Below are 21,606 nucleotides of genomic sequence, written 5' to 3'. Positions count from 1 at the left end.
AATGTAACTGTCTATTTTGTAACCATCAAGGACGTCATGAGCGACGGGCAAGGCGATTTCGATCTCGATCAATTTCTGCCGTTCCGGCTCAATCGCGCGGCGGAATTCATCGCCCTGCGCTTTGCCGCCGCCTACAAGGCGGAATATGGGATGACGCGGCCGGAATGGCGCACACTTGCGGCGTTGGGCAGCTCAGGCCGGATGACGGCGACGGAGGTTGGTACTCATTCGACCATGCATAAGACCAAGGTGAGCCGTGCCGTGTTTGCGCTGGAGGAGCGCCGCTGGCTGAAGCGGACACGGGATGAAGATGACCGCCGTGCCGAGCATCTCGAGCTGACAACCGCCGGGGCAAAAGCGTACCAAGACCTGACGCGGTTGGCGCGCGACTATTCGCTGGAATTGTCCGAACTGGTAGGGCAGGAGGGTTTGCAGGCACTTTCGTCGGGGCTGACCGCCGTCGAAAAGGCGATGGCGAAACGGCCGCGCTAAGACCTGCCGCGCTGGCGCACCGGTAGCCCTTCAAAGTCCTTCAGCGTGGCGAGGACGATCGATGTCTTGACGTGCTGCACGCTGTCATGTGGCAGAAGCACGTCATTGACGAAATGGGCAAGCCCGGCCAGATCAGGTGTGACAACTTTCAGGTGATAGTCCATTTCGCCGGTCAGCGCGTAGCATTCCAGCACTTCCGGCAGGTCGGCAATCAGCGCAGCAAAACGCTTGGCATTGTCGCGATTGTGGGTAGCGAGCGTCACGGCGATGACGATCAACAGGTCAAGCCCCAGCCGGCCGCGATCGAGTACTGCGCGGTAGGTCTGGATGAAGCCTTCCGCCTCAAGTCTTGCCCGCCGCCTCGAACATTGCGACGGCGACAGGGCGATCCGTTCCGACAGTTCGTTGTTGGTCAGGCGGCCATCGCCCTGCAATTCGGAGAGGATTTTAAGGTCATATCCGTCCAGCTGTTCCATCTGTGCGTCAATTCACCAAGTTACGCATGATCCGTGCGTAGATTTTGCCAAATCGTGCAAGAATGCAAGCACAATGCGCGGAGTTTCCGTCATCATGGCCCCAAATTCTGACGTTCAAAGGAGAGAACGATGGGCCCCTTCCCGCATGATACCGCGCCGACCGGCATTACTGTTGAAAACCCGGCCGGAACCGATGGTTTTGAGTTCGTTGAATTCGCCCATCCTGAGCCTGAAAAGCTGCGCGAACTCTTCACCCGCATGGGTTATTCCTGCGTTGCCAAGCATCGCTCCAAGGATATCAGCGTCTGGCGTCAGGGCGACATCAACTACATTCTGAATGCCGAGCCCGGCAGCCACGCCATGCGCTTCGTCGAGGATCACGGCCCCTGTGCGCCGTCCATGGCCTGGCGCGTTTCGGATGCAAAACACGCGTTCGCTCATGCCGTCTCAAAAGGCGCGACGCCCTATGAAGGCACCGACAAGGCATTGGACGTACCGGCCATCGTCGGTATCGGTGGCTCACTGCTCTATTTCATCGATACCTATGGCCAAAAAGGCTCGCCCTATGAGGCCGAATTCGAATGGCTCGGCGAACGCAATCCAAAGCCAGCAGGCGTCGGCTTCTATTATCTCGATCACCTCACCCACAATGTCTATCGCGGCAACATGGACACGTGGTGGGATTTCTACCGCGAACTGTTCGGTTTCAAGCAGATTCACTTCTTCAACATCGATGGCCGCATCACCGGCCTGACGAGCCGGGCGATTACCTCGGCCTGCGGCAAGATCCGCATTCCGCTGAACGAGTCCAAGGACGATACCAGCCAGATCGAGGAATATCTGCGCAAGTACAAGGGCGAGGGCATCCAGCACATCGCCGTTGGAACCGACGGCATCTACGAGGCAACCGATAAGTTGGCCGCCAACGACCTGAAATTCATGCCGGGGCCGCCGGAAACCTATTACGACCTGTCGCATGCCCGCGTGAACGGCCATGACGAGCCGATCGAAAAAATGAAGAAGCATGGCATTCTGATCGACGGCGAGGGCGTGGTCGATGGTGGCATGACGCGTATCCTGCTGCAGATCTTCTCGAAAACCGTGATTGGGCCGATCTTCTTCGAGTTCATCCAGCGCAAGGGCGACGAAGGCTTTGGCGAGGGTAATTTCCGTGCCCTGTTCGAATCGATCGAGGCCGACCAGATCCGTCGCGGTGTGCTGAAGCCGGCGGCGGCCGCCGAGTAAACAGGCATTTCTCCATCAAAGGCCCTGCCGGTTGTCGACCGGCAGGGCCTTTTGCGTTTCGGGTCAGGAAGCCTCCGGGGTTCCTCGAAATGGCCGTCTTTCATCGAGGAACGGCGCTACCGGTTGCAGCGCAAGGATTGTTTCGCTTTGCTACATGTGGAAAGGTTTTGTTAAGCATGAGGATTGCCCATAGGGGGAAGTCTTACATTCCGCATTAATTTGACATGGTGAACGATATGGTTGGCGCCGTGTCTGCGGTGAAACGGAATCAGTGCGATGGATGACTTACAGGCGAGACTGGCGTCGTTGCGGGATGATACTGCGGTCTTCATCGGGCTCTACGATCAACAGGATCGCCTGCGTTATGCCAACCGGGCTTTTCGTTCAGCTTTTGCGCTGGATGAGACGGAAACCCCGCTCTGGCCGGACCTGATGCGGCGCAATCATGCGCTTGGTCTCGGCACTGTGATCAGCGTGCCGGATTTCGAGGCCTGGGTCGTTTCCGCGCAGTCGCGGCGCGGCAAGGTGCCATTCAGGGCGTTCGAGACTGATCTGGTCGACGGCCGCTGGCTCTGGATGACCGAGACGGTCAATCGCAGCGGCTGGATGTTGTGCATCGCCAATGACATCACGCATCTGCGTGCCGACGAACGGACCCTGCGGCAGGATCGTGACCTCGCGCTCAAGGCGTCGCAAACCGACGAGCTGACCGGTATCTCCAACCGCCGTTACATGATGACGCAGCTGGAGGCGATGATCTGCAGCCAACCGCAGCATGGTCCCGTCAGCGGTTGCATTTCCATTCTCGATATCGATTTCTTCAAGGGCATCAATGATCTCTATGGCCACCAGACCGGTGACGAGATCCTTCTGGACTTTGCCCGGCGGGTTCACCCGATCGTCCGGCGGCACGATTGCTTCGGGCGCATCGGCGGCGAGGAATTCATGCTGATCTTTCCGGAAACGACTCTGGCCGAAGGGGAGTGGATCGTCGCCCGGGTGCTGGAAACGGTGCGCACGGCCCGCCCGCTGCTGTCGGTTCCCTTGTTTTCCTACACCTGCTCAGCCGGCATTGCCGCCCTGCAGCGGGGCGAGACGGCAAAGGAAATCTATTCGCGTGCCGATGCGGCCCTTTACGATGCCAAGCATTCCGGCCGTGACCGGATGGCGGTCGGCGCCCGCTGAATAGCGTCAGTTTTCCGGCTGGAGTTCTGCACGGATCAGTCCGCGCAGCGAGTTGCCCATGTAAAGCGTGCCGGTTTGCAGGTCGGCCAGTGTCAGGCGCTGGATGCGGGCGCGGCGTGCGCAAATGAGCTCGGTTCGCAGCACGCCCGCCAGCAGGCCGCAGGAGATTGGTGGTGTTTTCAGGATGCCGGTGCCGTCATCGAGAAAGATCGAGGTGATGGTTCCTTCGCAGGGTTCGCCCTTTTCATTGAGCAACAGGACCTCGTCCGCGTCTGCCGCCGGATATTCGGCGCGCGCAGCTTCGTAGATCTCCCGGCGGGTGGTCTTGTGGCGCAGCAGTGTGTTGGTTGAATCGAGTTGGGTTGAAGCGATTGCGACACGCCAGATGGTGTCCTCGGGCAACGGGGAGAACGGTGCGGTGGTGACGGCAATCTCGCCGACGGGACTGAGCGTCAGGCGGACGCGGAGGGGTAGGTTTTCGCCCTGCATGTCGGCCAGCTTCTCTGCTGCCTGCTCCGCCCCCGCAAACCCCAGCCGTCCCGCCGATCGTTTCAGCCGGGCGAGATGCAGCCGCAGGCGGACGATGCCGGTGCCGGGCTCCCATCGCATGGTTTCGATCAGCGAGAAATCGCTCATCGGTCAATCCATGTATCGCCGACGGCAAAGCGGGCTTTGAGCAGGCATTCCTCATATTCGGCCTCGGCGGTGGAATCGAAGACGATGCCGCCGCCGACATTGAAGATGGCCTCGCCGTCCGGAAACAGCGACAACGTGCGGATGGCGACGTTGAAGCGCATCGTGCCATCCGGAGCGATGAAGCCGATCGAGCCGCAATAAGCATCGCGCGGCCCGTCTTCCAGATCGTGCAGAATTTCCATTGCCCGCATTTTGGGCGCACCGGTGATTGAGCCGCACGGAAAAAGTGCTTCAAATATTTCGGTGATGCCGATATCCGGCAAAAGTTTTGCCCGCACATGGCTGACCATCTGGTGCACGGTCGGATAGGTCTCGATATCGAACAGCTTCGGCACATTGAGCGTGCCGACCTCGGCGATGCGGGAAATGTCGTTGCGCAGGAGATCGACGATCATGCGGTTTTCGGCCTGGGACTTTGGGTCCTCCCGCATTTCGCGGATCAGGGCTTCGTCTTCTGCAGGCGTCGCGCCGCGCCGGGCCGTGCCCTTCATCGGATGCGTCTCGATCCAGCCGTCCTTGTCGACCCGGAAGAACAGTTCGGGCGAGCGCGACAGAAGCATCGGGCCGCCGAGCGAAACCAGTGCGCCATACTTGACCGGCTGCCGCTCGATTAGCGACCAGAAGGCGGAAAGTGGATCGCCGTTCCAGCGGGCATCAATCCGCATGGTCAGGTTCGCTTGGTAACAATCACCCTGGCGCAAATGCTGGTGCAGCCGGTCGAAGCGCTGCTTGTAGGTCTCGAAATTCCAGCTGGCGCGCGGCTCGGTGATGAACGGCTCGTTTTCGACGCGGCGCCTAGGCTCCGCCAGCGTATGCCCTTCCGCCGGACCGTCGAACACCCCGAACGACATCAGCGGCGTACGGCGGTTTTCTTCGGCGAAGGGGGCAAGCTTCTGTTCGAACAGGTGGCCCGCTTCATAACTCATGAAACCGGCCAACCACTTTCCGGCCTTGTGGGCGGCCTCCATGTCCTTCAGTCCGCGCCAGAACTCCGCCTTCGTATGGGCGGTGATGACGCGTGAGGGCTCGGCAAAGACAGTCGTCCTGTCTTCGCTGTCGTCCCGGAAAAGGACATAGGGGCCGGTGCCGGTCATGCTGCTCACGCTTGTGTCGGCGTGGATCCTCGGGTCAAGCCCGAGGATGACGGAGAATGGGGGTGCCTATGGAGTTCCGGCAACATGGTTCCAATCAGCCAAGCGCACGGAACGTCATCCTCGGGCTTGACCCGAGGATCCACGCCGGCATCCGCAAAGCACCCTGTCATCGCCAGTTCCCGCTCAAGAATTATGCCTGCCTATCAAGCGCCTCAAGCTCATCGATCAGCCCTTCCAGCATCGACAGGCCCTGTGCCCAGAACGACGGATCGGTGGCGTCCAGCCCGAACGGAGCGAGAAGCTCGGAGTGATGCTTGGTGCCACCGGCCTTCAGAAGTTCGAAATATTTCTGCTGGAAGCCGGTTTCGGCCTTCTGGTAGACGGCGTAGAGCGAGTTCACCAGGCAATCGCCGAAGGCATAGGCGTAAACGTAGAACGGCGAATGAATGAAGTGGGGGATATAGGCCCAATAGGTCTCGTAGCCTTCTGAAATGCGGATGGCCGGGCCGAGGCTTTCCTCCTGTATCGACAGCCAAAGCTGGCCGATATCGTCGGCGGTCAACTCGCCGTTCTTGCGGGCGGTGTGAACCTTGCGCTCAAATTCATAGAAGGCGATCTGGCGCACGACCGTGTTGATCATGTCCTCGACCTTCTGGGCAAGCATGGCCTTGCGTTCGCGCTTGTCCTTGGTCTTGTCGAGCAGGGCGCGGAAGGTCAGCATCTCGCCGAAGACGGAGGCGGTTTCTGCCAGCGTCAGCGGTGTCGAGGCCATCAGCGCGCCTTGGCCGCCGGCCAGAACCTGATGCACGCCATGGCCAAGCTCGTGGGCGAGCGTCATCACATCGCGCGGCTTGCCCATATAGTTGACCAGCACATAGGGATGTGCCGAAGGCACGGTCGGGTGGGCGAAGGCGCCCGGCGCCTTGCCGGGGCGAACCGGCGCGTCGATCCAGCCGCCATCGAAGAAGCGGCGGGCGATATCGGCCATTTCCGGCTCGAAGCCACCATAGGCCGACAGCACGGTCTCCTTGGCTTCGCTCCAGGGAATCAGCGTCGTCGGCGCTTCCGGCAGCGGCGCGTTGCGGTCCCAGAATTCCATCTGTTCCATGCCGAGCCATTTTGCCTTCATCGCATAATAGCGGTGCGACAGACGCGGATAGGCATCCTTAACGGCGGCGGCGAGCGCATCGACCACGTCGCGTTCAACGCGATTGGCCAGATGACGGCTATCGGCGATATCGGTAAAGCCGCGCCAGCGATCGGAGATTTCCTTGTCCTTGGCGAGCGTATTGGTGATCAGCGTGAAGGTGCGGATATTGTCCTTGAAGGTCTTGGCAAGCGCTGCCGCCGCCTTCTTGCGGATCTCCGGATCGGCTTCCTGCAGCATGCTGAGCGTCACTTCGAGCGGCAGCGTCTCGCCATCGACCTCGAAGGTCAGTGACGCCATGGTTTCGTCGAACAGGCGGTTGAAGGCGCTGGCACCGGTCATCGACTTTTCAAGGAACAGCTGCTCGATCTTGTCGTCGAGCTGATAGGGCTTGTCCATGCGCAGATCGACAATCCAGGGCTTGTAGTGGGCGGCCAGCTTATCGTTCTCCAGCGCGGCGTCGATGACGGCGTCGTCGATCCGGTTGAGTTCCAGCGCAAAAAACAGAAGATGGCTTGCCATGTCGGTGAGCTTGGCCTGGGCATCGCCATACAGCTTGCCATTGGCCGGATTGGATGTGTCGGAGAAATAGGTAAGTCCGGCAAAGGAACCGATCTTGCCCATCAGATCTTCCAGCACTTCATATTCGCGCACGGCAGTGCCGATGCCGCCGTCACCGGAAAGCGTTGCGGCATTGGCCAGCTTGCCCTTCCATTTGGTCTCGAATGCCTTGGACAACGTGTCGGCCTTCTCGAGGTCGCCAAGATATTCGGCCGACGTTGCCGAGGGGTAGAGATCTTCCAGCTTCCAGGAGGGCAGGTCACCGAGTTCGGCAGCCTGTGCGCCGCTGGACGAGGCGGCGAGCGCGATGCGCGACGATGTCTGGAAGTCGAAGAAATGATGCATGGACGGTCACTCTTTTTGTCGATGCCGGCCCGGATTTGGGCGGCGAAGCAGAGATCGGATATGGGGCCATGACCTAACGTCGGCAATGGATAAAATGCAAGCATTTCTCAAAAGAGGATTTTCAGGCCTTTCTGACAGGAATGCTTCTCACGATGCGGCACATGATGTGGCGATCGGGTTCTACGCGGAAAGCAGGAGGCCTTCATGACATCCCAAATTCTCGTCATCGATGACGATCCGGTTCAGCGCCGGCTGCTGACGAACATGATCGAGCGTCTCGGTCATATTGCCCATCTCGCCGACAATGGCCGCAGCGGTCTTGAACTGCTGGAGCGCAAGCGCGGGCTGATCAGTGTTATCCTTCTCGACCTGATGATGCCGGAAATGAACGGTCATGGTTTTCTCGAGGCGATCGCCGAGCGCGGCATCGATACACCTGTCATCGTACAGACCGGGCAGGGCGGCATCGAGACGGTGGTGCTCGCCATGCAGGCCGGTGCCTTCGATTTCGTCGTCAAGCCCGTATCGCCCGAACGGCTTTCCGTCGCGATCGCCAATGCGCTGAAGATGGACCATCGCGAAGGCAAGAGCGGCCGCGCGGCAAAACGGTCGCGCAGCGGCACGGTCGGGTTCGACGATATCGTCTCGGCAAGCCCGGCGATGATCCGTGTGCTGGATCTTGCGCGCCGTGCTGCACAGTCGAACATTCCGATCGTGCTTGAAGGGGAATCCGGCGTTGGCAAGGAAATGGTCGCCCGGGCTATCCAGCATGCCAGCGAGCGGGCCGGCAAGCCGTTCATCACGGTCAATTGCGGCGCCATTCCGCATAATCTGGTCGAGAGCATTCTCTTTGGTCATGAGAAGGGTGCCTTCACCGGCGCTACCGAAAAGCATATCGGCAAGTTTGCCGATGCCGACGGTGGCACGCTGTTCCTTGACGAAATCGGCGATCTGCCGCTCGACGTCCAGGTCAAGCTGCTCCGGGCTGTCCAGCAGGGCGAGATCGAAACCATCGGCGCCCGTCATCCGCAGAAGGTCAATGTCCGGCTGATCTCGGCCACCAACAAGGACCTGATCAACGAGGTGCGCGAAGGCCGCTTCCGCGAAGATCTCTATTACCGGCTGAACGTTTTCCCGATTGCCATGCCGGCGCTGCGCAAGCGCAAGGAAGACATTCCGGTTCTGGTGCGCACGTTCGTTGAACGCTTCGCAGTGGAGCAGCGGCTGGCGTCACCGCTCTCGGTGTCGAGTGGGGCGATGGCGCTTCTGACCGCCTATGACTGGCCGGGCAATATCCGCCAGCTGGAAAATGCGATTTTCCGGGCCGTGGTGCTTGCTGAGGGTGCCGAACTGACGGTGAAGGACTTCCCGCAGATCGCTACGCAGATTCCTGGCTATGTCGTCGCGGAGAAGTCGGGCTTTACCTGGGAGGAAACCGGACCGGCAAAGGGAACAGTCCCTGAGGCCAATTATCTGCCGCCGGTCTACCCGCATTTCAGCGCTGCCGAGAAGGTGGATTTGCGCAACTCGGCGCCGGATCAGCATCCAGACAATGCGATCGCCAGCATCGATGATGGCGGAAATGTGCGGAAGCTGGCCGATGTGGAAGAGGAACTGATTCGGTTTGCGTTGAAGTTCTACCGGGGGCAGATGAGCCAGGTGGCCCGCAAACTCGGCATTGGCCGCTCGACTTTGTACCGTAAACTCAAGGATTATGGCATTAATCCGGACGATCCGTTCAGCGAGGCCGCGTAAAACCAGGGATAACAACCCGTAACGATCCGTCGCATTTGGCTGTTGTCGTTTAGACCTTGTTAGTGAACCATTCACTATATTATAAGGATAACCGATGACTGTGGCATATTTGCCATGCTGTCACCGCAATTGACAGTCATCTGAGCAGCCACGGGACGCTTTGTCCGTCGGACGGGGATTGAGTTTGCAAAATTTGTTCGGATTCAAGAAGCCTAGCGGCTCCGTGATAGCCCGCTTTTGCGCCGCGGCGGCCCGTAAGGCGCCGCGTGTTCTCGCATCGCTTCTGATCGCAGCCTCCATGGTCACGCCTGGCTTTGCGCCTCCTGTAGAGGCTGCGGGCCAGACGCGGACGCTCAAACTCTATTTCATCCATACCCAGGAAAAGGCGTCGATCACCTTCAAGCGCAATGGCCGCTACGACGCCAAGGGTCTGCAGGAGATCAACCGCTTCCTGCGCGACTGGCGCCGCAACGAGCCGACGAAGATGGATCCGCGTCTTCTCGACCTTGTCTGGGAAGTTTACCAGAAGAGCGGTTCGCGCGATTATATTCACGTGGTTTCGGCCTATCGTTCGCCAGCCACCAACGGCATGCTGCGGTCGCGCTCCAAGGGTGTGGCCAAGAAGAGCCAGCATATGCTCGGCAAGGCGATGGATTTCTATCTGCCTGACGTCAAGCTCAAGACCGTGCGTGAAATCGGCATGAAGTTCCAGGTTGGCGGCGTCGGCTATTACCCGACATCCGGCTCGCCCTTCATTCACATGGACGTCGGCGGCGTTCGCGCCTGGCCGCGCATGAACCGCAACGAACTCGTGCGGCTGTTCCCCGACGGCAAGACCCTGCATGTCCCGGCCGACGGCAAGCCGTTGCCGGGCTATGAACTGGCTGTTGCAGATTATAAGCGCCGTGTTGGCGCCAGCGGCATCGAAGTCGCGGGCGGCGGCGCCAAGGGTGCCGGCGATAAGGATACCACCAAGCGCAAGGGCAATCTGTTTGCCATGCTGTTTGGCGGTGGTGGCGACGAGGATGAAGAACCCAACGCAATTGCCAATGCCGATCTCGAAGGCTCTGACGAGCAGCCGGCTGCGAAGCCGAAGGTCACGCAGGTTGCTGCGGCAGAACAGGCTCTGCCTGGCGTCGAGAATTCCGTTGCACAGACAGAGGCCCAGCAGAAGGCTGTCGCTGCTCCCGTTCCCGGTGTAAGGCCGGCCTTCAGGGATGCCGATGCCGGCATTCAGACGGCGCTGGTTGCACCGACCAAGGAAACCTCGCAGGAAGCCTGGGCTGCCGCTTTGCCGACGCCGGCGGTGACGGCCGAGAGCGAATATGCGGATCTGACCGCCTACAAGATTCCAGTGCCGCAGATGCTCGGCAAGCGTGGTGCGAACGGTGATGCAGGCAGCGATACGCTGATGGCATCCACCGACCCGAATGCAGCGGTGTTGCCGGAAGATGTCGCAGCTCTCGGCTTCGTCCCGGTTCCCGGTGCGCGGCCTGCGGGCGAAGAAGCGCTGATGGCTGTCGCCGACGCCAATGTTGCCATCCCGTCGTTTGCCGAACGGGTACAGCCGCAGGCGGTCGCTCTTGCACAGCAGCCGGTGGAAGCTGCAGCCGAAGCGCAGACACGCGTTGCGCTGGCGCAGCCGACGCAGAAGGAACAGCCTGTCGAAATGGCTGCGTTCGTGCCGCAATCGGGTGCCGCAGCGCGCGCCACAGTCTTTGATGACGCTTTTGAAGGCAATGTCGAAGCGCCCGCCAAGGGCAAGCGTCCGAAGAAACAGGAGGCCGATGCAGCGACCCGTTCGTCCGTGCGGACCGAGCCGAAGCTGACGCAGCAGATCATTTCCTCCTGGGCTCTGACCAACGGCCGGATGGCGACCTTGTCCAAGCCGGTCAAGGCACCGCGCTTTGTCAGCAAGGCGCTGCGCGCTTCGCCGACGACGGTCTATTCGGCGGGCTTCTCGAACGAAGCGGTTTCCGCCGACACGGCCCGGTTCAGCGGCAACGCCGTCAACTTCCTGGAAGTGAAGAAATTCAGCACCAACTGAAACAACTGGTGAAACATCAGGAAAAGCCCGCTGGCGACAGCGGGCTTTTTGCATTTTGACCCCGTAGCATCGGTCCGCCGGCATCACGGAAATGTGCGGCTGAGGAAGAGTTTCTGTCGCCTGCGCCTGTGGCGAAAGCCCACCTGCGTTCCTATATCCCCGTCATCTCTTTTGCTGGCTGCGCGTTTCCCCGCTCGCTGTAGTTTTCTGCGTGACGTGGTACGCATGCACTGGAAGGCCGGAAAGATGATCCCGTTTGAAACGGACAAGGAGTGTGCGAATGCCGAAGTACAGCAAATCCCCGGAAGCGATTGCGAAACTGTCTCCGGAACAGTATCGCGTCACGCAGGAGAACGGCACGGAGCGGCCGGGCACCGGGCAATACAATGATAACAAGAAGCCGGGAATTTATGTCGATATCGTCTCGGGCGAGCCATTGTTTGCGTCGTCCGACAAGTATGAATCCGGCTGCGGCTGGCCAAGTTTTACCAAGCCGATCGAACCGGCCCATGTCGCTGAACTCCGCGATGTATCGCATGGCATGGTGCGTGTGGAAGTCCGTTCGGCCCACGGCGACAGCCATCTCGGCCATGTCTTTACCGACGGTCCGCGCGATCGTGGTGGACTGCGCTACTGCATCAATTCGGCCTCGCTTCGTTTTGTCCCGCGTGACGAGATGGAAGCGGAAGGCTATGGCGACTATCTCGCACAGGTGGAGGATATCTGATGACAACCGAACGCGCAGTATTGGCCGGTGGCTGCTTCTGGGGCATGCAGGACCTCATTCGCCGTTATGACGGCGTCATCGATACCCGGGTGGGTTACACGGGTGGCGATGTCCGCAATGCGACCTATCGCAATCATGGCAGTCACGCCGAAGGGATAGAAATCACCTTCGATCTGGCGCGGATCAGCTATCGCGATCTCCTGGAATTCTTCTTCCAGATTCATGATCCGTCGACAGAAAACCGGCAGGGGAATGATAGAGGCACCAGCTATCGCTCGGCCATCTATTACACCAGCGAGGAGCAGAAGCGCGTCGCGGCTGAAACGATTGCCGATGTCGACGCTTCAGGCCTGTGGCCGGGCAAGGTGGTAACGGAAGTGGAACCTGTCAGCGATTTCTGGGAGGCTGAGCCCGAGCACCAGGATTATCTGGAGCGGATTCCGAACGGCTATACCTGCCATTTCATCCGTCCTGGCTGGAAACTGCCGCGCCGGGACAAGGGCAGCGAAGTAGCCGCGTGAGACGATTCTCGTCGCTCAATTCATAGAGCGTTCAAAAATGACAAAAGGCCGGTCGAGACCGGCCTTTTCGGTGTTTATGCTGCAACGGTTTCGATTGCAGCGGCATCCATTTTCCCCGACGGCTTTACTCGGCGTCTGGAGCTTCGATCATGCCCAGTGCGGCGAGGTAGGTGTCGAGGATGGCTTCCTGTTCGGCGCGCTCGTCCTTGTCCTGCTTGCGGATGGCAATGACCTTTTTCAGGATCTTCGTGTCGAAGCCTATTCACCCCTATCGTGAATCTATGCTCTAGGTCTGAGCGCTTCAAACGTTGTTATATGCATCCTGCGTTCAGCTTGTTCCCTGTTCGATCCCCCGGAGGGATCGAACCCGCCGGAGGCGGAACTGATGTTCCCCGTCCCGATGCCAATAGCAGGCCATGTAAGGAACCTAATGTCACCGTTAGGGGAACGGCCCATCAGGCCGTTGACATTAGGTTCTGTCATGGCAGGCTCGCCCACGGGACAAAAAAGCATGCGGGCTTCGGCCCGCATCCCGCTTTTCTTGGCAGTTCCCCCCTGCACTCGGAGATGAAGCATCTAAGACACTCCGTGCCCTCAACCGCCAAAAGGGCACACCTCTCACTGTGCCTAGCGGTTTCTTGGTGTAAAATCGTCGTAGGGATAATAGAATCGAAGGCATTGAACGCCCGTATTTCCGTCGCTCCGCCCGACATTTGGTCCTTCCGCAGGGCCCTACACAATGTGCTCGCTGGCGGATATCTCAAACGTGGGACCCGGATGGCCCCAATAAGCCAAAACACAGTTTTCCGCAAATTTTTTTTTGCTCATTTGTGCAAGTTATAAGGGAATTGTGACGTTCTTAGAATTTCTTTTAGGACCCGTGTATGTACCGCGCGCGAAGGAATTCTTTTCAATAATTTATTTAAAACCAGGGCGTTAGTTAGCAACAGAACTCCTTTCGCCCCCGATTTGACAATACAAGGCAAGAAACTTCAGATGCGCCCATAAGGAGCGCTACATGGATCGATACACTCATGAGGCTGAAGTTCGAGAGACGCTAGCGGCGGTGTTCGAGATTTCCGTCCAGCCGCCAAAAGTATACCCTCTTCAACCCGTAACTAGCATGCCAGTGTTATGTTTGGAGGTGGATGGAAACCTTGTCTTCCCTGAGGAGGCGTTCCATTGGGCACGTTCCCAACTCACAAAGATTGCACCAAAGCGTCTTCGGCGAGCCGTTAACGTTCTTGGGCGACTGTACGAGTTTTGGGCCCGCTATCCCAATTTTGAATTTGAGGTCTCTACCGATGTAGACCTGCTAATATGGAACTACCTATTTCTACGCCTGCATTCCCCTTCGAACATCGCTAAACGTCCATTTCCTCATTGGGAAGCTGTTACATATGAGGTCGCGGCGGATGAGTTACGTCTCATCGCGTTGTTCGCCAGGTACTGCCAGAAGCATTACGCTAACCGTGGCAGTCCGTTAGGAAGGGCGTTTAGCAACGACTCGGACGTATTTCAGCTTGCTGCGAAAAAACGTCCCGAGAACGATTTCTATTCCCATCTTTCGATCCAGCGGGAGAACTGGGAGGCAATTATTGGATTCGATCCGGTTTTCCCCCGTGAGCTTAAACAGATCAAGGGATCGAAAGTGCGAAGGAGTGCCCCGAGAACCAAGACACCTACACTGGCCGAGACTGGAGCGATAATCGCAAACGAAGGAAACTATCTCTTCCGTGCGTTATGGTTGCTTCTCTTTGGGACGGGCATCCGCATATCCGAGGGTCTTAACCTATGGACGTGCGACATTCTGCCTAGCTCGTATAGCTCAGAATTTACGGGCCATGAAAACGCGGGTGAACCCCTCATCCTACTGTGTCATCCTGAACGCAGCACGTACACCGGCAGCATAGCTGAGTCACACGGAAGCTATACACGAACAGATAAGCTCGAATCGCTGGGGATGCGCCCACGAACGGCCTTCGACATTGGGCCTGCGGCAGGGTGGAAGTCGCCCGTTTTGTCGGACCCGGATAGGCGTTTAAGCTGGGCCTTCTGGACGAACGATGCTTATGCAAGGGAATTTGACCGGCTGATTGGGAAAATTCTTCAGCTCCACAGATCAGCTCCAAGTGAAAGTCGCGGACCGTTCTTCTTCTGTAATTCAGCGGCTCATACACCGTATTACGGTAATTATCTTCGCTACAAGAATGCGTCGCGAGCATTCCAATTGGCGTGTCACCGAAGCGGCCTCTCGGGCTATACGCTTCACTCCGCCCGCCATCACTACAAATGGGTGTGCGACAAGGTGCTTGGCCTGTCGTCAAGCGAAATCCAAATCTTTATGCACCACAAGAGTATCGAGAGCCAAGAGGTCTACGGACGTGCTGAGATCGCAGCGTACGAACGCCTGAAATCTGCTTTGGGAGCGCGACGTGATCATTGAGTTCGTTGATGACGAAAACACCGTCTCGTCGGCCGAGGACGGTGGCTGCATCACAAACGTTTCCAGCCAGATTGTCCTTCGACGTTTACCCAGCTGCTCGGAGTTGGTGGAGCTGTTCGCTGATTTTGAGGCTGTCTTTCGGCAGGCGCTCTATGATCTTTGGGCCATGCCTTGCGGAGAAATAGAGGCAAAATACGGTGCGATGAATTTCAATCAAGGCGTGGAGGGACGCGACGCCATACCTTACGCGTTTATCGCCCATCCGATGAAATCTCAATTCTACCTCATTGAAAGCGGCGCAGTCAGAAGGGCGTTGGCCGGGAATCGTGATGGTAAGCCGGTCAGAAGGCTTTCGGCGAAGGGACTTACTCCGAAAGAAATGATCGCACAAATGTCTCGGGATGATCAATTGCGGATTGTCAAAAGGCTATCGGATGGAAATTTGGATGAGACAATATCCTTGGGCCAGACCTGCGTTGTCGGGTGGGCCAGCCTGGCGGCGCGAGTAAATCAGGCTCAGGACACAAAAAAATTCTTCGATGAACTCGCATCGATGGTTGACGATTTCTTTCGTGTACAGGTCGTCAATATGAAGGGGGGCAGCAGAAAAGGTGACGGCAGACGCTATGCGCCCGCTTGGTTCGGACAGTACCTGGTTACCAAGGGGATATGGTTGTTCCCACAATCATTCCTGAGCGACATTCGCAATTTATACCCGAACAAATATCGACCGCTTTTGTCCTGGCTATCACTGGGCCCGGAACTACGAGACGTCGCTGAGCATGGTCTACGCCTTGAAGAAGACAAGTCGAAGTCGACTCTCAAGACATCGCTGAATGTCTTCGTGATTGCCGCGCTTTCTAGCAGCATGTGGGAATATCGGCGGTTCTGTCCTGCCGCATTGGTGGTGTTGAAATCGTCTGCCGTGAGGCAGAACGAGGTAAGATATCACGAGGTTACCTCGTCCGCGACCAATCACGCTTATAAGCGATTAGCGGCGCACCTTAACGTGGACTTGAAGACGCGACCCGAAGCTCCCCTCTTCCTACAGAAGAAGAGACTTACTTCGCCTGGCGTCAGGCCTTTCGATTGGTGCCGCGCGCCATCGAAGAAGAACACACAGTTGGCGGCGCGTATTGCGGGAAAAGAAGTAACTAGCGTCCCATCATTTCTCAAATATTGGGCGGACGATATGACGTCAACGCTGACTCATTATGGCGTCCAAACTGTCAGTACAATTATAGATTGCCAGAACGCATGGCTAATCTACCTCTATTGTCTTGGAGAGGACCTCGCCCCCAAGTCACTTATGGAAGTTGATCGTCTCAAGCACGTGAATAGCGGGTTTGAAGGCGACAGCACGTTCGTCAACTTCCTTCGAGAGAACGATCTCAATCCTCAAGTTCAAATCCGCGCAATCAGTGTGATGCAACGGGCATGGACATTTTTCCGCGCCGCAAATGGGATGGTCGGGAATGCTCATAACCCATTCGATGCGAAGCTTGATCCTCCAGTGAGAGAAAAAAGCCGAAAGGCGAAGTCAGCAAGAAAGGCGATTCAGCATGATATTTATCAGATCATATATGACGAGCACGTCAGAGACGATTTCGCATTTGCTCGCTCCTTGCCTGAGCAATACCGAAGGCTGAAAACTCCAGGCGAAGATCACTGGAGCGACCACTTTTGGCCAGCCGTACCTCTGATACTCATGGCAATTATGAGGTATGGGCTTCGCCTGAAGTCTGCTCGCTACCTCGACAGTGGAGAGGGCGATGAGTACCGCTATGACCCACATACGGAGTCGATGGTTGAGAATTCCCTTGTGACGGTAAAAGTTGGAAGGCAGGTCGGTTTCCTTCAGGGCCTTGAAATCATTGAGTCGGGGTCGCCTAGAACCATCCCTCGTGTTTTCGTTGCTTCCGGAAAAACCGGGGCCTACGGCTTTGATTACTGTGATCTCGACATCGCGGAGGCGTTTGTCAATTTCGTAAAGCTCCAAGAAACCTACAATCCTATTAGTCGGCCAATAAAAGCTATCGATAGCAGAGACAGCTCGGATTTCGCGAACCTCGGAAATACAGCGGATGTATTCCCAGCGTTCAGAGAGCCGGACGGAGGTTTTGTTACAGCGATATCAGGAGAGAAGGTCAGGTGGTATTATATAAAACTCTTGGAGCACTGCGAACCTATTCTTAAAGAAAAACTTGGCTACCCCGTCACGTTAGTTCGAGACGGTCGGGCGCTGATACAGCTTCATGCCTTTCGGGTTTCTGCCAACACGCACTTGCGACAAGCAGGAGGAACGCCGGAGGATGCCCAGGCCCTGTTAGGTCACAAAAACCCTTACATGGCAGAATACTATTTCAATCCTTCAGACGAGGACTCGTATAGAGCGCTGAGAACAGCAATGAAGTCAAAAGAGGCCATGCTCGCGAAAGCAAGTGAGGGCGACAAGACCGCGTTGCATGAGTTGGCAAAGGAGATTGAAGACTTGGAGGGCGGACCCACGGTCGCGGCGAGAGCTTTGAGAAATGCGGCCGAACTTGAACTTCCACCCCCTTTCGTTTTGTTCGATCACGGCATCTGCACCGGAACCTGCGAAACTGGTGGTCCAACTGTTAACCGACGGCCAACCCCGGTTTGGCGGCGGCACGCTTGTTCCTCGTGCGTGCATAGAGCAACTGGTCCCAAGAACCTCCAAGGATTGTGCACGCGGACAAACATGCTGGCATGGGAGATTCGGCAATCAATACGTAGGAGCGCCGATTTGAATAGCAGCCTTGAGAAAGTAGAAGAGGACGGTGGCTCTGGAGCGACAATCAGGTCAGCGATTCAACGAGAATTTCAGCACCGAGCCAATCTGGAGAAAGAGCATCAAGCTGAGTTCCTCAACATAAAGAAGTATGAAGCTGCTGCTGCGAAGATCGGACCCAACGCCATTTTCGGTCCTCAATCTGGGAGATTCGACTTGGAATTTAAAATGCGGGAGGTACATGAGTTTGAGCTTCTACACACCTTGATTAAGGATTTGGAGCTACGCCCGGCCTTGCGCGTGGATTTTGATCCGAGTGTCGAACTTGAGTGGCAGCGGGTTATACACGCCATTGTTCGTTCGAATTCGCTTGCCGATGTGGTGTATCGACCAAATGTACCAGAACGTCGAGCAATGATTGCTGTAGGGGATACAATCCTCGATAAATTCCCAGAACCCAGCATGCTTCAGCTTCTGATCGACAGCAGTTTTAGTTCCGAAAGCTTTCCACCGTTGGCCGCATGGAAAGAAGCAATCGAGGAAGGGGTTCTTTCGCTCGATAGGATAACGGCAAAATGAAGACGCTAAAGTACGGCGGTAGCGATGCCACGTCCGCATCATACATGAAGAAAATGCGTGATGATGCTGCGAATGACACCACTGGAAAACGCCGCGTGACCCTCGATCATCTGGAGATTGCCTGCCAGGATATTATTTCTGGAAAGGCTTTCCAGATGGCCCAAAAGGGCCAGTTTGACACAAAGCGATTTCGCCCATCCAGAAAGATATTAGTAGCGGAAGACGTTCATGCATACGTCGAGATGCGGGCGAGAATGGAGGGGGTCGAGACGCAATGGAAGGGGCCGAAGGCGGGAACAATCCGTCATGACAAAGACATGCTCAATTATCTCGAAGCTCTCGTCGTTGAACGATACGGATCGCGCCAGAAAACCAAGAACAGCCCGTCAACTGTCGTTGATGAGATCATAGACAAGCTTTCACCGTCAGATCAACTCGAAGTCAGGAAAGCGTTGGAATATGGCAAGCAGGCTGCGAGGGAGTTGAACGTGGCCCGGGAACTGCTTCGGAAGATGACCGGTATCGATCTTAATTCCGTTAAGAAGGAAACGACAATCGAAGAACTTCTGGGTAGAATTCCCACGAGTATACCTGAGCACCAAGAAAAGATAATACATCAACTGCTAAAACGCCTGACCAATACAAATTTTCTTGCAGAAATGGGCCTAATATACAGAGCTGGGCGCGTTAAAATGGATTATGGATCGGGAACAGAGCTTGTTACGCCGGATGAAATGTCCACGCTCTCAAAGCTTGGGAAGTTTACGTTAAACTGAGCAATCCTAGTTGTGCTGGTACTTACGCATGCGCGGATGACTGGGTTAGAAGCGGCAAATGAGAATCGGCGATCATGAGCCGCCAGGGCATCGATCTCGACCGCTCCACGCTTGCCGATTGGGTCGGCCGGGCAGCGTTCGAATTGCGTCCCGTCTTCGATGCGCTGATTGCCGATCTGAAGCGCTCGACCAAGCTGTTCATGGACGAGACCCGTGCCCCGGTTCTCGATCCCGGTTCGCGCAAGACCAAGACTGGATACTTCTGGGCGCTGGCACGGGATGATCGCCCTTGGAGCAGCAGCGCTCCGCCAGGCGTCGCCTTCACCTATACTCCCGGTCGCGGGGGCCTTCATGCGGAACGGATATTGCAGGGGTTCTCGGGCGTTCTGCAGGTCGATGGCTATGCCGGATACAACAGACTGATCGCACCTGACCGCGTCTGCGCGGACATTCGGCTTGCCTATTGTTGGGCACACGCTCGTCGTAAGCTGATCAAGATCACCCGCAACGGATCAGCACCGATTGCCGAGGACGGCGTCAAGCGGATCGGAGAGCTGTATCGCATCGAAGCCGAATTGCGCGGCCTTGATCCAGAGGCTCGCCTTGCAGGTCGGCGGGAACGGTCAGCGCCGCTCGTGGCTGACTTGCAGACTTGGCTCGCCTATCACCGCGCCCGCGTCGCAACGAAGTCCCCGCTCGGCGAGGCTTTGGCCTACATCGCCAAGTATTGGGATGGCCTGAAGCTTTACTCTTCGCGGGCCATGATACCGGAGCCGAGACTGGGCGACTATCGCCTCGCTTGTCGAGACATGCAAACTCAATTCTGTCGATCCGCAGGCCTATCTGATTGCCACGCTCACCGCCATCGTTGGAGGCTATAAGCAGAGCCGGATTGAGGAACTCCTACCGTGGAATCATTCGGTCTAGTAACCGGTGCCCCAACCGCCTCAGTCGCGCCATAAGCACTTAGTTCTGCGTACGTTCGTCGAAGTAACTGTAACGTACTTCTCTTCTTTGGATTCCTCTATAAATTTCAGCAATGACGGGCTCAGCCGTCTCTCGAAGGAGGCTATCGAATGTCAAATGAGAAACCTGAACCCCATCGCGGCCTAAGTCGCCGCGATCTGCTCGTTGCAAGCACAGTTCTCGCTGCGACCGGGGCATCAATGGTCAAACCAACGACGGCAAACGCCCAGCAGGCGTCTACGGCTGGTGGTGCTGGCGGAAAGCCAAACATCCTCATGATCATGGCGGATGACATCGGCTGGTTTAATGCGAGTATCTACAATCACGGAATGATGCGGTACCGGACGCCCAACATCGACCGTATCGGTCACGAAGGTGCGATGTTCACTGACTGGTACGGCGAGCAAAGCTGCACGGCCGGTCGTGCCGCGTTCATAACGGGTCAATCTCCGATCCGCACTGGCCTGACTAAGGTTGGACTTCCGGGTGCCGATATTGGTCTCCGGGCCGAGGACCCTAGCGTGGCGGAATTTCTCAAGCCGTTGGGCTATGCCACAGGTCAGTTCGGCAAGAACCACCTTGGAGACAAGGACGAATTTCTTCCGACAAATCATGGTTTCGACGAGTTCTTCGGGAACCTCTACCATCTGAATGCCGAGGAAGAGCCTGAGAATCCGGACTATCCCAAAGACCCCGAATTCGCGAGGCGGTTTGGCCCGCGCGGGGTGATCAAATCGTCGGCGGACGGCAAGATCGAAGATACGGGACCGCTTACCACCAAGCGAATGGAGACAGTGGACGAGGAGTTTTTGGGTGCGGCCCTCGATTTCATCGACCGCCAGCATAACGCCGACAAACCGTGGTTCTGCTACTTTAATCCGAGCCGGATGCACGTGTGGACCCACCTCAAGCCAGCCTCAAAGGGCAAGACAGGTCTGGGCGTCTATCCGGACGGGATGGTGGAACTCGACGGCTACGTCGGCCAGTTGCTCCAGAAGCTCGACGATCTTGGTGTCACGGAAAACACGATTGTCGTGTTCACGACGGATAACGGTGCAGAGGTGATGTCATGGCCGGATGGGGGAAACACACCATTCCGTGGTGAGAAGGCAACCAACTGGGAAGGCGGTTATCGGGTTCCGATGCTGATCCGTTGGCCAGGAACAATCAAGCCAGGCACGACCTACAACGAACCTTTCTCCCACTACGATCTAGTCCCGACCTTTGCTGCCGCAGGCGGCGATCCGGATGTCGTGGAAAAGTGCCTCAAGGGTAGCCAGTTCGGCACCAAGACCTTCAAGGTTCACCTGGATGGCTACAATCTCATGCCGTTCTTCAAGGGCGAAGTGAAAGAGAGCCCCCGAAACGCATTCGTGTACTGGAACGACGACGGCCAGCTTGTGGCGATCCGCTACGACGAGTGGAAGGCGGTGTTCTTAGAGCAGAACCACCAGAGGCTGGGGGTTTGGATGGGCGGCTTCGAAGAGTTGAGGCTTCCGAAGCTGTTTAATCTGCTCTCTGACCCGTTCGAGCGGGGGGATCAGTCGATCTTGTATGACCAGTGGGTCGCGGAACGTGCGTTCGTACAGGTACCCTTACAAGCCTTCGCAGCCAAATGGCTGAGCAGTTTCAAGGAATTCCCACCGAGGCAAAAACCCGCGAGCTTCAACCTCGATAAAATCGTGGAACAGTTGTCTACGCCTGCATCGAGGTAGCGCCGCTCGCCATTGTCGCCTTTCTGAGGTGGCAATGGCGTCGCCAGGCCCACACCAACCCCATACCCAAAGGTGGATTGG

General features: G+C 57.1%; 16 protein-coding genes and 1 pseudogene. 12 read left to right on the top strand and 5 right to left on the bottom strand.

From position 1 onward, the window contains the following. Positions 1–36: 36 nt before the first annotated feature. Complete coding sequence (locus tag ASD36_RS23190) at positions 37–492, top strand: MarR family transcriptional regulator (protein ID WP_060506530.1); 456 nt, start codon at positions 37–39, stop codon at positions 490–492. Here ASD36_RS23190 and ASD36_RS23185 read toward each other — a convergent pair. Continuing rightward, positions 489–968, bottom strand: a complete 480-nt coding sequence (locus ASD36_RS23185; RefSeq protein WP_060506529.1) for an Lrp/AsnC family transcriptional regulator — start codon at positions 966–968, stop codon at positions 489–491. The two genes, ASD36_RS23190 and ASD36_RS23185, sit on opposite strands and share 4 nt — an antisense overlap. Before the next feature lie 129 nt (positions 969–1,097). On the opposite strand from ASD36_RS23185, the gene hppD reads away from it, so the two are divergent. Together hppD and ASD36_RS23175 are read left to right on the top strand one after the other, a co-directional pair. Beyond that, positions 1,098–2,213 (top strand): 4-hydroxyphenylpyruvate dioxygenase, encoded by a 1,116-nt coding sequence (gene hppD / locus ASD36_RS23180; protein WP_060506528.1) that lies wholly within the window; start codon positions 1,098–1,100, stop codon positions 2,211–2,213. Between the two features lie 276 nt (positions 2,214–2,489). After that, positions 2,490–3,398, top strand: coding sequence for a GGDEF domain-containing protein (locus ASD36_RS23175; protein WP_060511885.1), 909 nt, complete (start codon positions 2,490–2,492; stop codon positions 3,396–3,398). A gap of 6 nt (positions 3,399–3,404) precedes the next feature. Here ASD36_RS23175 and ASD36_RS23170 read toward each other — a convergent pair whose 3' ends face one another. The 3 genes from ASD36_RS23170 to ASD36_RS23160 form a co-directional block, all read right to left on the bottom strand. Continuing rightward, positions 3,405–4,034 carry an aminotransferase class IV family protein gene (locus ASD36_RS23170; RefSeq protein WP_060506526.1) on the bottom strand — a complete coding sequence of 210 codons (630 nt, stop codon included), beginning with the start codon at positions 4,032–4,034 and terminating at the stop codon, positions 3,405–3,407. Next, entirely contained in the window at positions 4,031–5,188 is a 1,158-nt protein-coding gene (locus ASD36_RS23165; RefSeq protein WP_060506525.1) for an aminodeoxychorismate synthase component I, read from the bottom strand. The genes ASD36_RS23170 and ASD36_RS23165 overlap by 4 nt, the downstream gene beginning before the upstream one ends. A gap of 190 nt (positions 5,189–5,378) precedes the next feature. Beyond that, a complete protein-coding gene (locus ASD36_RS23160; protein ID WP_060506524.1) occupies positions 5,379–7,241 on the bottom strand; it encodes a M3 family oligoendopeptidase in 1,863 nt (620 codons plus the stop codon). Positions 7,242–7,445: 204 nt separating this feature from the next. Here ASD36_RS23160 and ASD36_RS23155 point away from each other — a divergent pair, with 204 nt between their 5' ends. The 4 genes from ASD36_RS23155 (at position 7,446) to msrA (ending at position 12,291) form a co-directional block, all read left to right on the top strand. After that, positions 7,446–8,996: a sigma-54 dependent transcriptional regulator gene (locus tag ASD36_RS23155; RefSeq protein WP_060506523.1), complete on the top strand. Its 1,551-nt coding sequence runs from the start codon at positions 7,446–7,448 to the stop codon at positions 8,994–8,996. Between the two features lie 184 nt (positions 8,997–9,180). Beyond that, positions 9,181–11,043: a DUF882 domain-containing protein gene (locus ASD36_RS23150; RefSeq protein WP_060506608.1), complete on the top strand. Its 1,863-nt coding sequence runs from the start codon at positions 9,181–9,183 to the stop codon at positions 11,041–11,043. Between the two features lie 280 nt (positions 11,044–11,323). Continuing rightward, complete coding sequence (gene msrB / locus ASD36_RS23145) at positions 11,324–11,770, top strand: peptide-methionine (R)-S-oxide reductase MsrB (RefSeq protein ID WP_060506522.1); 447 nt, start codon at positions 11,324–11,326, stop codon at positions 11,768–11,770. After that, positions 11,770–12,291 (top strand): peptide-methionine (S)-S-oxide reductase MsrA, encoded by a 522-nt coding sequence (msrA, locus tag ASD36_RS23140; RefSeq protein ID WP_060506521.1) that lies wholly within the window; start codon positions 11,770–11,772, stop codon positions 12,289–12,291. Before msrB ends, msrA begins: the two co-directional genes overlap by 1 nt. Positions 12,292–12,415: 124 nt before the next feature. Here the strand turns inward: msrA and ASD36_RS30360 are convergent. Further along, positions 12,416–12,553 (bottom strand): annotated as a pseudogene (locus ASD36_RS30360) (GapR family DNA-binding domain-containing protein); the annotation flags it as partial. A gap of 756 nt (positions 12,554–13,309) precedes the next feature. Between ASD36_RS30360 and ASD36_RS23125 the strand changes: the two are divergent. The 5 genes from ASD36_RS23125 (at position 13,310) to ASD36_RS23105 (ending at position 21,525) form a co-directional block, all read left to right on the top strand. Then, a complete protein-coding gene (locus ASD36_RS23125; protein ID WP_060511880.1) occupies positions 13,310–14,737 on the top strand; it encodes a hypothetical protein in 1,428 nt (475 codons plus the stop codon). Further along, positions 14,727–18,068, top strand: a complete 3,342-nt coding sequence (locus ASD36_RS23120; protein WP_060511878.1) for a VPA1269 family protein — start codon at positions 14,727–14,729, stop codon at positions 18,066–18,068. The genes ASD36_RS23125 and ASD36_RS23120 overlap by 11 nt, the downstream gene beginning before the upstream one ends. Then, entirely contained in the window at positions 18,065–18,844 is a 780-nt protein-coding gene (locus tag ASD36_RS23115) for a hypothetical protein (protein ID WP_060511876.1), read from the top strand. The genes ASD36_RS23120 and ASD36_RS23115 overlap by 4 nt, the downstream gene beginning before the upstream one ends. A 74-nt stretch (positions 18,845–18,918) precedes the next feature. After that, on the top strand, positions 18,919–19,725 hold the full coding sequence (locus tag ASD36_RS23110; protein WP_244489867.1) for an IS66 family transposase: 807 nt from the start codon (positions 18,919–18,921) through the stop codon (positions 19,723–19,725). 195 nt (positions 19,726–19,920) lie between these two features. Beyond that, on the top strand, positions 19,921–21,525 hold the full coding sequence (locus ASD36_RS23105) for an arylsulfatase (RefSeq protein ID WP_060511874.1): 1,605 nt from the start codon (positions 19,921–19,923) through the stop codon (positions 21,523–21,525). Positions 21,526–21,606: the final 81 nt, after the last annotated feature.

Source organism: Rhizobium sp. Root1334 (assembly GCF_001426665.1).
Classification (GTDB): domain Bacteria; phylum Pseudomonadota; class Alphaproteobacteria; order Rhizobiales; family Rhizobiaceae; genus Pararhizobium.
The sequence above is the reverse complement of the archived record's forward strand: the minus strand, read 5'-3'. Positions and strand labels throughout refer to the sequence as shown.